This window comes from Nostoc sp., assembly GCF_036917195.1.
Taxonomy (GTDB): Bacteria; Cyanobacteriota; Cyanobacteriia; order Cyanobacteriales; family Nostocaceae; genus Nostoc.
Genome location: NZ_JBALDG010000033.1, coordinates 20,565 through 34,645, shown reverse-complemented (window position 1 = coordinate 34,645; position 14,081 = coordinate 20,565). Strand labels below are relative to the sequence as shown.

At 45.5% G+C, this 14,081-nt stretch carries 7 protein-coding genes; 2 read left to right on the top strand and 5 right to left on the bottom strand.

Annotation, left to right across the window (positions count from 1 at the left end):
- Positions 1-30 precede the first annotated feature (30 nt).
- A complete protein-coding gene (locus V7K40_RS11340) occupies positions 31-246 on the top strand; it encodes an RNA chaperone Hfq (protein ID WP_273768746.1) in 216 nt (71 codons plus the stop codon).
- Positions 247-358: 112 nt separating this feature from the next.
- Here the strand turns inward: V7K40_RS11340 and V7K40_RS11335 are convergent, their stop codons facing one another.
- Both V7K40_RS11335 and V7K40_RS11330 read right to left on the bottom strand, forming a co-directional pair.
- Entirely contained in the window at positions 359-1,114 is a 756-nt protein-coding gene (locus tag V7K40_RS11335) for a class I SAM-dependent methyltransferase (RefSeq protein WP_334959503.1), read from the bottom strand.
- A 194-nt stretch (positions 1,115-1,308) separates the two neighbouring features.
- Entirely contained in the window at positions 1,309-3,582 is a 2,274-nt protein-coding gene (locus V7K40_RS11330) for a cation:proton antiporter (protein WP_334959501.1), read from the bottom strand.
- A gap of 407 nt (positions 3,583-3,989) precedes the next feature.
- Between V7K40_RS11330 and V7K40_RS11325 the strand changes: the two genes are divergently transcribed.
- Complete coding sequence (locus tag V7K40_RS11325; protein WP_334959499.1) at positions 3,990-5,420, top strand: cytochrome P450; 1,431 nt, start codon at positions 3,990-3,992, stop codon at positions 5,418-5,420.
- 399 nt (positions 5,421-5,819) lie between these two features.
- Here V7K40_RS11325 and V7K40_RS11320 read toward each other — a convergent pair whose 3' ends face one another.
- The 3 genes from V7K40_RS11320 to V7K40_RS11310 form a co-directional block, all read right to left on the bottom strand.
- On the bottom strand, positions 5,820-6,164 hold the full coding sequence (locus V7K40_RS11320; protein ID WP_334959497.1) for a hypothetical protein: 345 nt from the start codon (positions 6,162-6,164) through the stop codon (positions 5,820-5,822).
- 255 nt (positions 6,165-6,419) lie between these two features.
- Positions 6,420-7,397: an SDR family NAD(P)-dependent oxidoreductase gene (locus V7K40_RS11315; protein ID WP_334959495.1), complete on the bottom strand. Its 978-nt coding sequence runs from the start codon at positions 7,395-7,397 to the stop codon at positions 6,420-6,422.
- A gap of 18 nt (positions 7,398-7,415) precedes the next feature.
- Positions 7,416-14,057 carry a HAMP domain-containing protein gene (locus V7K40_RS11310; RefSeq protein ID WP_334959493.1) on the bottom strand — a complete coding sequence of 2,214 codons (6,642 nt, stop codon included), beginning with the start codon at positions 14,055-14,057 and terminating at the stop codon, positions 7,416-7,418.
- Positions 14,058-14,081: the final 24 nt, after the last annotated feature.

The window sequence follows — 14,081 nt, the reverse complement described above, 5'->3', positions numbered from 1 at the left end:
TTTTGCCTCGTAGGTTCATCTTTACTAAAAATGCTTACCGAACTTGACACCACTTTGCCTAGTATTAGACAAGTCCAAAATCTGATTAAACAAACAATACCAGTAGAGTTTAAGTTGCTAACTGGCGATGTGGTAACAGGGAGGGTTTTATGGCAAGATCCACACTGTATCTGTATTGCTGATGAAAACAGTCAGCAAACCACTGTTTGGAAACAAGCGATCGCTTATATTAAACCCAAGAGTTAGTCATAAATCGGTGTTTGGAACACCTCTTCCCACAGTGTTGGCTAAAATTTACCAGATTGGGAAAACTTTGTAGTGGTAAAAATCCTTTTTATTATCACTACAAAAAATCCTGTCATGGTCGCCTTGCATACCAAGCATGAATAAAAAGAGTTTGCAAGAAGAGTACAGGAGTATCAAAGCCGCTCGATGCGATGATTGATGCGACTTCATTCGGTGGTAGCACCGCAGCATCCCGACCATGAGAGGCAAGAAAGTTTTCGATGTCCTGATCCGGATATTCGGCGTACTTCAACATCCGAGTCCAAACCTCACGAAGGCTTTGATAGGATGAACTGGACATATCGGAAGCCAAATCCGCACTAACCAAATATCCCTGAGGGCGAAGGCGTGAAGCGATTTGACTGAAAAATTTACGCCTCTTTGCTTGCTGCATGAAGAAGTGAGAAACCAGTAGGCAAGTCACCGCATGGAACGGCTCCGAGACGGGCAACGAATCGAGATAACCTTCGTGCCATGTGCAACGCGACGCAACTCCACAAGCTTCGGCTTTCTGACGACAAGTGTCAAGCATCGCAGGCGCAGGCTCAACCGCCGTAAATTGCCACTGCGGAAATTCACGAGCGAGATAAATCAGTTCCAAGCCAGTTCCGACACCGACACAAAGAATCCGCGCATCCGCAGGAAGCTCAGAAAGTATCAAGCTAGTCAGTAAATGAAGTGCGTCGCGCAATGGAGCGAGTTTAGCCGCTCGTTCGTCGTAGGTAGAGGCGCGTTCTTCGTCGAAGACGACAGCTTGTTCTTGATTTTGCATGAGAGAGCAAGTAATTACACTATCTTTATTTTGTACGATTGAATTCTGTGCGGACAACAACGTCGTGCAAGAAAAAGGCAAAGCCCAAGACCTCTGTTAAGTATTTTGCTGCTCAGGAAAATCAAGATTTAGGAGTGTTCAAAGCCAAGCGATTGCCAGTCTCCAAGCTGGAGAGAGTATCCTTTTCCTGCACCCTCGCAGACAAATATGCAATTACCTTAACCTCTCACGGATGGAGGGGGAGTGAATAGTTACATAGAAAGGGGTGCTGAACTTGCGATCGCAAATAACTGTTCTAGTTGACTCAGACCTGTCAAGCCACCACATAACAATACTTGGTCTCTGACTCGTAAATCCATGCCGCCATCAGGATAGCGAATAAACTTGCCATCGCGCCGGATTGCCTGTACCTGTACTCCATATTGCTTGCCGATATCTAAATCTCTAAGGGTTTTACCTAGCGTTGGCGCATCTGCATTAACTGTAATCCACTGGCAAGCACTATTTTCTCCAGGAACAACAGCTTGTCCTTTAGCTAACTCTGCCAAAGCTGTTAGTTCTTCATCTGCTCCCACTACCAGCAAGCGATCGCCTTCTTCCAATTTGGTTTGATTATTGGGATAATCGATTTCATCGCCGTTAGCACGGCGAATTGCCATCAAACTCGCTCCTGTTAAGTAGCGCATATCTACTTCTTCTATGCTCATGCCAATTAAAGGCGAAGCAGATGGTAAAGGATACCAGCGCTGATTTAAATCGCGAGTTGCTTGGCGTAAATCACGAGCAACTTCAGTAGCAGAACGCTCTGGGCGCAATTCTAAATAATGATCGTTGCGGATTTGCTGCATTTGGCGTTGGACGACAGCTGGCGACAACAAGCCTAAGCCAGTTAATAAATGAGTTGCCATTTCTAAGCTGGCTTCAAACTCTGGTTGCACAACTTCCCTAGCTCCCAATTGATACAGCACCTCAATATTTTTATCCTGGGTAGCACGGACAACCAAATCTAATTCTGGGCCCAATTCCAAAGCGCGTTTCAAGCAAAGACGGCTACTCATGAGGTCTGGCAGTGCGATCGCCATTCCTTTGGCATGATTCACACCAGCAGTTTCCAGAACATGTAAACTCACGCAATTTCCATAGACATAAGACACACCCATCTCACGCAACTGCTGAATTCTACTTTCTGATTGGTCGATTACTACCACAGGCAGGTCATGTTGCAGCAACAACTTTACTAAATTTTTGCCAACTTGCCCATAGCCACAGACTACCACATGGTTTTTGAAGGGCAAATCTTCCGACACATCCCGCGCTTCTTGTTCTTCTAAATACGGTTTCAACCAGGGCATTGATTCAGCAAAGTTAAATAAAAATGGCACTAGCCGCAGGACAAAGGGAGTAAGCATGAGAGTGACTGCGGTGGTTCCCAAAATTAATAAGTATATTTGTCGGGACACCAGCCCCAATGCCTGCCCTTCACTAGCGAGGACAAAGGAAAATTCTCCAATTTGCGCCAGTCCCAAACCAGCGATTATGGCTGTTTTCAAAGGGTAGCCAAACAGCTTTACTAGGGGAGTGATAATCAAAAATTTACCGACGAAAACTATTGCCACTAACCCCAAAATCAATTCTAGGTTGTTCCACAAAAACACTGGGTCAATTAACATCCCAATGGCGGCAAAAAATAAACTGGCAAAGATATCTCGCAAGGGTTCGACATAAGTCAGGGTTTGATCGGCGTACTCCACCTCAGAAATCATCAAACCTGCAACAAATGCCCCCATTTCAATCGATAGCCCCAAATGCTCTGTCAACAGAGCAATGCCCAAACACAGGGCTACAACCCCTAATAAAAATAGTTCTTTGCTTTCGGTACGGGCTAACAGTTGCAACAAAGGCGGTATCAGCCAAATCCCCGCAGCTACTGCTCCGGCGGCAAATAAACCAATCCACAGTAGTGCTGTTAGCACGGTGATGCCAATAGTTTCTGGTGGTTGGTTAAGGGCTGGTAAGACTGCTAACATCAGTCCTAGTGCCAAGTCCTGTACTACCAGAATCCCTAGCATAACTTGCCCGTGGGGCGTTTCTGTTTCGTTATCTTCCATCAAACACTTAAGGACAACCGCCGTGGAAGACAAGGACAGAATACACCCCAAAAACATGCCCTTAGCAGGTAAGGTTCCCCAGGCTCCGCTTAACCCGCATACCCCAACTGTAATCAAAATCGTCAAAGCAATCTGGAGTCCACCTCCGCCAAGAGCGATCGCTTTTACCTTCTTGAGTTCCGCAAAGGAAAATTCCACACCCAAGGCGAATAACAAAAAGGCGACACCGAACTGTGCCAGAGTCTCTACTTGAATAAGTTCTTTAATCAGTCCCAGTCCGGCTGGGCCAACGATCATCCCGCCAATGAGATAACCTAGCAGCACGGGTTGTCGCAAAAGTGCCGCCAACAATCCGCCACAGGCTGCAACTCCTAGAACTAAAACTAAATCAACAATTAGCCTAAAATCTTCTTGCACCAGTTTTAAAAGAACTATTAATTAAGACCTATTAATTCAGGATACAAAGTTTTATGATCTCAAACTGCTTGTTTAGGGAACTCTAAAAAATAAATTATCCCAATTTCTAGACTCAACACGACTGTTCCTCCCTCTGCCCCCAGCAAGAACTGCTCCCCTGCCCTTTTGCCCACAATTCGGCTTGGTTTGTACTTTTTCCCCTGCCTGCCTCTATATTAAAGGTGGATGAACGAGTGTCAAAGACTTATCAACGTGAGTTCGAGGGCTAAATTGACTATGACGCGATCGCCCCTCATGTGAACATTAACGAAGTTATAATTCATGCCTGTAGATCAAGCTAGTGCCACTCTAGTTAATCGCCAAAGTTAAAATGAGGATATCTTCACAACATTAAGCTTGCTAAGGCTATGTACAACACTGTTAACACCGAAGAAACACTAGTACTGGAAGATGGACAAGCACCACCTCCACATATTACCACTCCACCACGAAAGCCAAAGTGGGATGACACATTCAAGTACATGGCGAATCCCGATCAGTTCTGCCGCCAAAATCTGGAAGAGTACGGCCCCATCTTCAATACAGCTGTCTTTGGAGGCACTACTATCTTTGTCGGTTCTGCTAAAGCTATTCAAATGGCATTTAATGGGGACTTAAGATATACGGAGATTGCACTGCCATCAACCACGATGGATATGTTCAGTGAGTACAGCCTATTCCAGCGACCTGATTTGCATCGCCAGCGCAAAAATGCACTCGCTCCTGGATTGACTGGTCGTGTCCTTGATGCATACACTCCTGATATCAATAAGGTGATTGTGCATGGTATCCAGGACTGGCCTACCTCCAGCAGAATAGCGCTCTACCCGGCTGTAGAGAAGATATGCTTTGATGTACTCGTCCCCTTGCTGCTGGGAATCAGCTTGGATGATTCTGATCCCGCTACTTTTGCAGGGCTACCTGTATCATCCAAGGCAGAGCTAAAAGCTTTGTACAAAACATACTTTGACGGCTTCTATGGTCTGTTTAAGTGGAAGTCACGTTTCACAAAATACGGACGGGGACTTTCGGCACGCGCGGCATTGCTCGACTTTATGCGTGCCGTCGTGCTGCGTCGGCGGCAAGCAGAGGGAGCCATTAACCCCACAGCAGACTTTCTCTCAATGATGCTATCCAGCCAGCAGGAAAATCCAGATGGGGTATTTAGTGATTCCCTAATTGCGAATCAATGTCTATTACAACTGTGGGCTTCACACTACAATATCTCTGGGTTAGTATGTTCGCTTATGTATCAAATCGCCCGACATCCGCAGGTGTTGCAACGGCTGCGTGAGGAGCAAAAACAGGTAGTGGGTGAAAAGAGCAATGTCAGCATCTTCTCACCGGAGCATTTGAAGCAGATGATTTTCCTAGAGGCGACAATCAAAGAGACACTACGCACACTACCTCCCAGTTCTACAGCTAACCGTCAGCTCACCAAGTCTGTAGTGCTGGATGGTGTGTTGTATAAAAAGGGCTGCACCATTATTGCAGAGCCACGAATTGCCCACATTTTGTCAGAACATTTTCCTGAACCGGAGGTATTTGCTCCAGAGCGCTTCTTACCGGAACGTACAGAGGGCAAGATGTACGAATTTATTCCTTTCGGTGGTGGTGTCCACGCTTGCTTGGGGGCACAGATGGCGATCGCAGTCACAAAAGTGTTTGCATCTCATGTGCTACATACCTTTGACTGGAATCTGATCGGTGAGCCAAAGTTTGTCCAATTTCCCTTGAAGAAGATTAGGGATGATTACCAAATAGATATTTCATCTCTAAACAAATACATCTTTGATTGACTGCGACGTTCACATGAGTGTGGATGGTAGCTGTGGTACTTGCCACCACAAGCTTTCCCATTGGTTGCAGAAATTATCTACGTCCCAGTAAATTTGTGTGATGTTGAAGCGAGACACAATAGTAGACATAGCCGAAACCCTGATTTTTTGGGAGATATTTTGAGTTTCGGCGTTTTTTTGTCGCTTTTTCTTCGATTTTCAATAAATCTTAGTTATATCATGTCCGCTTGATTATTTATTTACCCCACCCTAACCCTCCCGTTAGAAAGGGGAGGGAACTAAATTCCTATTTCCCCCCAATCTTCGAGACGCTTTGCGAACGCTTCTCTTCTCTACGAGAGGCTGCGCCAACGAGAAACTTCGCCAACGCTCGCAATGACTATAATTAATTCTGTACGGTTACTTATTATCTATTTTCTGGTCTACTTTTTTATCTGATAAGCTTTTTGCGCTTTTATAGCCGTTGAACTCACATTCATTAATGAGTATCAAAGGTGGATCAACGGAGCTAAAAGACTCGTTCACGAGTATCAAAGGTGGATCAATGGAGCTAAAAGACTCGTTAATGAGTATCAAAGGTGGATCAACGCAGCTAAAAGACTCGTTCACGAGTATCAAAGGTGGATCAACGCAGCTAAAAGACTCGTTAATGAGTATCAAAGGTGGATCAACGCAGCTAAAAGACTCATTCACGAGTATCAAAGGTGGATCAACGCAGCTAAAAGACTCATTAGGGATTTCCAAGAAATAAATTATCCAAATAAACGAACCGCAAAGGCGCAGAGAATACAGAGAGAAGAGAAATAGAGAAGATTTGTGTGTTAGTATTTGGGATATTTTTTACTTGGAAGTCCCTTAATGAGTATCAAAGGTGGATGTCTACTACTTCGGCTTACTTCGACGCCGCTCAGTACAAGTCGCCCTTCTCTACGAGAGGCTGCGCTAACGGCTCCCTTCGGCTCCGCTCAGGACAAGCTCAGTACAAGTGCCTAATGCCGATTAAATCTTAGGCGAGTTAAGGGCATTCAATAGTAGTAGTGACCACGGCATTTTAATATCGGGTATGAGCCATGAGTACTTTCTCAGTACAGGCAATGCAGCTGGCAATACAAAACGCAGAGAGCGTAGCGATGCGGGCCGATCGCCATTTTCATCTACAATTCCATATTGCTTGGCTAATTCGGCAACAATCTGTACACGTCCTGTATGGCGCATGACATTTGGCTGACAAGCAAGTGCAGCAATCACCCGTCCAGTTAATAAGGGAGTTTCCCAGTTGTAGCGCTCACTGATGAATGAGCTTTTTTGGTCAGTAGCATTGGTTTGATTCATTTCAGAAGCAAAACGGGAAAAAAGTTCAGTACCAACAATACCTGGCCAAATTGAAACAGAAGCGACATTATAGGGTTTGAGTTCAACAGCCATATTAGCGGCTAGGCGATCGCAAGCTGCTTTACCAACACCGTATGCTGTATTAAAGAGATAAGACATCCCAGCCCACGATGAAATGGTGCAAATTAGTCCAGAGTTCCGCTTAGTCATCATTCGGCTAGCAAAAACACTCGCAACATAGTGGCTACGAAGACCAACGTTGTTGCTAGCATCCCAAATACTTGGTTCACAATCCCAAAAGGGTTGCCCATAGACGTTTTTTACTGCTTGAACTCCTGAGTAAGCATTGTTAACCAGTAGGTCGAGTTGTCCATCCTGCTCATCTTGGATGCGCTCAAACAGTAAACGCACCTGTTCATCGTCGCTGTGGTCTACTTGCACGGGAATGCATACACCACCAACTTCTTCTATGGCTGATTGGGTTTCACTAAGACTCCCAAAAACCGCATCACTGGAAGAGTTGTTGAGGCTGCGGCCTGTGACGTATACAGTTGCGCCAGCCTCAGCCAAGCCAATAGCAATTCCTTTACCAATTCCCCGCGTAGCACCTGTTACCAATGCCACTCTACCTTCAAGGTGTTTCATGATCGCTTTTCTCTGCGGTTAACGGTATAGCCAAACTCGCAATAGTGAAAGCAGTTGTTCAGTATCTACAGGTTTGGTGATGTAATCGGATGCGCCGGCTTGAATACACTTATCGCGATCGCCTTGCATGGCTTTAGCGGTGAGTGCAATAATCGGCAAAGATTTAAATTGATCGTTTTGGCGGATTACGCGTGTTGTTTCGTAACCATCCATTTCTGGCATCATTACGTCCATCAAAACGACATCAATATCTGGTGTAGTTTCTAACAGGGCGATACCCTCCCTACCGTTTTCAGCATATAAAACCTGTATTTGATAACGCTCCAACATACTGGTAAGCGCGAAGATATTACGCATATCGTCGTCTATAATTAGGGCTTTTTTGCCAGTGAGTAAGTAGTCTTGTGAATGCAGTTGTTCGAGTATTTCTCGTTTGGGTGCAGGTAAATTTGCTTGGACTCGGTGTAAAAACAATGCTGTTTCATCGAAGAGACGTTCGGGCGATCGCACATCTTTAATGATGATTGTTTCAGCAATCCGCCTGAGTTCTGTTTCTTGAGCTTTGCTAATTTCTCTACCTGTGTAAACAATAATTGGTAATGTTTTGCCGTTAGGTAGAAGCTTTATCTGCTCGATCAGTTCAAACCCAGTCATGTCAGGTAGTCCTAAATCGAGAACTAGGCAATCAAAATGCTGGGCACGAATAGCTTCTAACGCCTCTGCACCTGTACCAACAGCAGTAGTAGAAACATCGCTGTTGCCAATCAACTCGACAATACTAAGCCGTTGAGTATTATCGTCTTCAACTACTAACAAATTTTTCACCTGGCGCTCAACAAAACCTTTAATTTTGGTCAACGCCTCAGATATTGTCTGGCTGGTTAAAGGCTTTTGCAGATATGCGATCGCTCCTAGTTGCAAACCGCGTTGTCTCCCTTCCTCAACACTCATAATATGTACAGGAATGTGACGTGTATTTTGGTCATGTTTCAGGCGATCCAATACCGTCCAACCATCCATTTCTGGTAACCTAATATCTAGCAAAATGGCTGAAGGCAGGAATTGCTGCGCTAGTGTCAAACCTGTAGTGCCGTTTTGGGCAGTTATTACTTTGAATCCATGCTGTTGCGCCATTTCTATGAGGATACGCGCAAAGTTAATGTCATCTTCGATAATTAACAACACGCGATCGCCTATGCCAATAGTAGTGCGATCGTCATTTAAACCTGCTGTTAGCGCATAGCTCTGATTTAGCTGGGGCTGAGTGCTGTTAGCGGATAGCTCTGGTTTAGCCTGGGCTAAGTAGCGAGTGGGAAATATTAATGTAGACTCTTGACTATGGACTCTTGAGTGTTGACTCAATTGTGGTAAGTAGAACGTAAACGTGCTACCTTGACCGGGTTGACTGACTAATTTAATTTCGCCACCAAAAAGATAGGCGATTTCGCGGCTAATTGATAAGCCCAATCCAGTGCCGCCGTATTTCCGACTAGTAGAGCCATCGGCTTGCTGAAATGCCTCAAAAATCACTTTCTGCTTGTCGGGGGCAATGCCAATGCCTGTATCGCTGACTGAGAAGGCAATCACAAGCTGGGCGCTATTTAAAGTTTTCTGCTCGTTGCTCCATCCCTGCTTCGCCACCGCAATCTTTAAGCGTACCTCCCCTTGCTCTGTAAATTTAAAAGCGTTGGAGAGGAGATTTTTCAACACCTGTTGTAAGCGTTTGACATCTGTATCGATGCTGATTGGCAATTCGGGAGTAAATTCAATTGCAAAGCCAAGTCTTTTGCTTTGAGCTATTTGTCGGAAGGTGCGCTCAATCTGTTCACCCAACTCAGCTAACGGCATTTGGGTTATGTCAATTGACATAGTTCCAGATTCAATTTTAGCGAGATCCAGAATGTCATTGATTAACGTCAACAAATCAGTACCTGCTGAGTAAATTGTCTGGCTGTATTCAACTTGCTTGTTGGTGAGGTTGTGATCAATGTTATCTGCCAACAACTTCGCCAAAATCAACAAGCTGTTCAGCGGTGTCCGCAGTTCATGGGACATGTTGGCAAGAAATTCTGATTTGTATTTTGAGGAGAGGGCGAGTTGTTCAGCCTTGTCTTCTAAAGAGAGTCTTGCTTGTTCAATTTCCTGATTTTTGCGCTCGACTTCTTTCTTCTGCGTAGCTAACAACTCTGCCTTTTCTTCTAACTCAGCATTGGTTTGTTGCAATTCCTCTTGCTGTCCTTTGAGTAAATCCTCTGAGGCTTTGAGTGATTGGGCTTGTTGTTCTAAGCGCTGGTTGGTTTGGCGGAGTTCGCTTTGCTGGGTTTGGAGTTCTTCAGCTAAAGATTGCGACTGCTTGAGTAATTCTTCAGTTCGCATCGATGCTGCGATCGTGTTCAGGACGATCGCTATACTTTCGGTAAGTTGGTCAAAGAATGTCAAATGAATTTCGCTAAAGCGGCGGAAGGAAGCTAATTCTATGACTGCTGTCACCTGTCCTTCAAAGAGTACAGGTAACACCACGGCATTAAGTGGCGTGGCTTCTCCTAAACCAGAGGAAATTCTGACATAATCACTTGGTACTTCCGTCAGCAATATTCGCTCTTTTTCTAAAGCGCATTGTCCCACCAAACCTTCACCCAAGTAAAAGCGGTTAGCCAAATGTCTGCGTTCGCGGTAAGCGTAGCTACTAATTAGTTTTAAATACGGTGTATTTTCCCCATACTCCATGAGGAAGAATACGCCGTGTTGCGCTCCTACCAAAGGTGCAAGTTCTGAGAGAATTAGTTTAGATACAGTTTCCAAGTCTCGCTGCCCTTGGAGCATCCGGGTAAACTTGGCTAAGTTAGTTTTCAACCAGTCTTGTTCGGTGTTTTTCTGCGTTGTTTCCCGCAGGTTGGCAATCATCTGGTTGATGTTGTCTTTGAGGATGGCAACTTCGCCTAGTGCTTCGACGGCAATTGAACGGGTTAAATCGCCCTTAGTGACAGCTGTAGCAACTTCTGCGAGCGATCGCAACTGGGTGGTAAGTGTCGCAGCGAGTTCGTTGACGTTATCTGTCAAATCTTTCCAAGTTCCAGCCGCTCCGGGTACTCTCGCTTGTCCCCCTAACTTCCCTTCAATTCCCACTTCTCTTGCTACTGTGGTTACTTGATTGGCAAACGTCGCTAGGGTATCAATCATTTCGTTGATTGTCTCTGCCAAAGTTTCAATTTCTCCCTTGGCATCCAACATCAGTTTGCGTTTCAAGTCACCGTTAGCAACCGCCGTTACAACTCTGGCAATACCGCGCACTTGGGCTGTTAAGTTCCCCGCCATTGAGTTAACGTTGTCTGTTAAATCTTTCCAAGTCCCTGCAACACCTTTGACTTGTGCTTGTCCGCCCAACTTCCCTTCAGTTCCCACTTCCCGCGCCACCCGCGTTACTTCACTTGCAAAGGAACTTAGTTGATCCACCATTGTATTGGTGGTATTCTTCAAGTCTAAAATTTCGCCTCTGGCATCGACAGTAATTTTCTTGGATAAGTCGCCATTAGCTACCGCTTTTGTAACTTCCGCGATGTTGCGAACTTGTCCAGTGAGATTCCCCGCCATCGAGTTAACGTTGTCTGTCAAATCTTTCCAAGTACCTGCAACTCCTCTAACGTAAGCTTGTACGCCCAATTTACCTTCGGTTCCCACCTCACGAGCAACCCTTGTAACTTCTGATGCAAAAGAATTTAGCTGATCCACCATTGTGTTGATGGTGTTTTTAAGTTCCAGAATTTCGCCTTTAACATCGACAGTGATTTTCTTGGAAAGGTCGCCCTTCGCTACAGCTGTGGTAACTTCAGCAATGTTTCGCACTTGCGCCGTCAAACTTCCCGCCATGAAGTTTACACTGTCGGTCAAATCTTTCCAAGTGCCGGCGACACCTTTAACTTCCGCTTGCACACCCAGCTTACCTTCAGTTCCCACCTCACGGGCAACTCTTGTAACTTCACTTGCAAAGGAATTAAGTTGATCCACCATCGTGTTGACGGTGTTCTTCAACTCTAAAATTTCACCTTTGACATCAACGGAGATTTTTTTAGATAAGTCGCCATTAGCTACTGCGGTGGTGACGGCGGCAATGTTTCGCACCTGTGCCGTTAAGCTTCCCGCCATAAAGTTCACGCTATCAGTTAAATCTTTCCAAGTGCCAGCCACGCCGCGCACATCTGCTTGTACACCCAGCTTACCCTCGCTTCCCACCTCACGCGCCACCCGCGTCACTTCACTTGCAAAGGAGTTGAGTTGATCCACCATTATATTGATGGTATTCTTCAGTTCGAGAATTTCGCCTTTGACAGCAACAGTAATTTTCTTAGATAAGTCACCATTGGCGATCGCAGTTGCAACTTCGGCAATGTTTCGCACTTGGTCGGTGAGGTTCCCCGCCATTAAATTTACGTTGTCCGTCAAGTCTTTCCAAGTACCTGCCACTCCTCTAACTTCCGCTTGCACACCCAATTTACCTTCAGTTCCCACTTCACGGGCGACTCTTGTTACTTCCGATGCAAAGGAACTGAGTTGATCTACCATCGTGTTGATGGTATTTTTCAACTCCAGAATTTCACCTTTAACATCGACAGTGATTTTCTTAGAAAGGTCGCCTGTTGCAACGGCGGTAGTTACTTCGGCAATATTCCGCACCTGCGCCGTTAAACTTCCCGCCATGAAGTTTACGCTGTCAGTTAAATCTTTCCAAGTGCCAGCCACGCCGCGCACTTCTGCTTGCACGCCCAGTTTACCTTCACTCCCCACCTCCCGCGCAACCCTTGTTACTTCTGATGCAAAAGAATTGAGTTGATCCACCATTGTGTTAATGGTGTTTTTGAGTTCTAGAATTTCACCTTTGACATCGACGGTGATTTTCTTAGATAAATCACCTGTTGCTACAGCAGTAGTCACTTCCGCAATGTTCCGCACCTGTGCCGTTAAACTTCCCGCCATGAAGTTTACGCTGTCAGTTAAATCTTTCCAAGTGCCAGCAACACCCTTGACATCGGCTTGCACACCCAGTTTACCTTCACTACCCACTTCACGCGCAACTCTTGTTACTTCTGATGCAAAGGAACTGAGTTGATCCACCATTATATTGATGGTATTCTTCAGTTCCAGAATTTCACCTCTGACATCGACGGTAATTTTTTTAGATAGATCACCATTTGCGATCGCAGTGGCAACTTCGGCAATATTTCGCACCTGTCCGGTGAGATTACCCGCCATTAAATTAACGTTGTCAGTTAAATCTTTCCAAGTACCCGCTACTCCTTGCACTTCGGCTTGCACACCCAATTTCCCTTCAGTTCCCACCTCACGCGCAACTCTTGTTACTTCCGATGCAAAGGAATTAAGCTGAACCACCATCGTGTTGATCGTGTTTTTCAACTCCAGTATTTCGCCTTTAACATCGACAGTAATTTTCTTAGATAAGTCGCCATTTGCCACAGCCGTGGTAACTTCTGCAATATTTCGCACCTGTGCCGTCAAGCTTCCCGCCATGAAATTCACACTATCGGTAAGGTCTTTCCAAGTACCCGCTACCCCGCGAACTTCTGCTTGACCGCCCAATTTGCCTTCTGCACCGACCTCACGCGCAACCCTTGTTACTTCTGATGCAAAGGAATTAAGTTGATCCACCATGATGTTGACGGTGTTTTTCAACTCCAGTATTTCGCCTTTGACATCGACAGTGATTTTCTTAGACAAATCACCGTTTGCTACCGCCGTTGTCACTTCTGCAATGTTACGGACTTGGGCGGTTAAATTTCCTGCCATTAAGTTAACGTTGTCTGTGAGATCCTTCCAAGTCCCTGCGACTCCTTTAACTTCGGCTTGCACGCCCAACTTCCCTTCAGTTCCCACCTCACGCGCAACTCTTGTCACTTCCGATGCAAAAGAATTAAGCTGATCCACCATCGTATTGACGGTGTTTTTGAGTTCCAGAATTTCGCCTTTAACATTTACAGTGATTTTTTTGGATAAGTCACCGTTAGCGATCGCAGTGGCAACTTCGGCAATATTTCGCACCTGTCCGGTGAGATTTCCCGCCATCAAGTTAACGCTATCAGTCAAATCTTTCCAAGTGCCAGCAACACCTTGCACTTCGGCTTGGACACCCAACTTACCTTCAGTTCCCACCTCACGCGCAACCCGCGTTACTTCCGATGCAAAAGAACCGAGTCGATCCACCATCGTGTTGACGATATTAGCAGTTTGGAGAAACTCACCTTGCAAAGGTCTGCCGTCAATTTCTGTAGCGATCGTTTGCGATAAGTCACCATTGGCGACTGATCGAATTACACGAGTAGTTTCTGCTGTTGGTTGGACTAAATCTGTAATCAGACTATTGACAGAAGTAACACAATCTGACCATGAACCACGAACATCTCCCAGAGAGGCGCGTTCAGCAATTTTGCCTTCTTTGCCGACAACATTGCCAATCCGCTGTAACTCTGCCGCCATCCGCTGATTCTGGTCAATAATATCATTGAGCGTATCAGCTATTTTCCCCGCCACACCAGTATGGTCTATGGGCATCCGAGCCGAGAAGTCACCCTGTTTAACAGCATTCAGCGTTCTTAGTAGCTGATTTAAATCTAGATTGTCGCTGTCTCTAGTTAACTGTTCGGTTGCCATAGCCTTATTTCTAAAGAATTTACT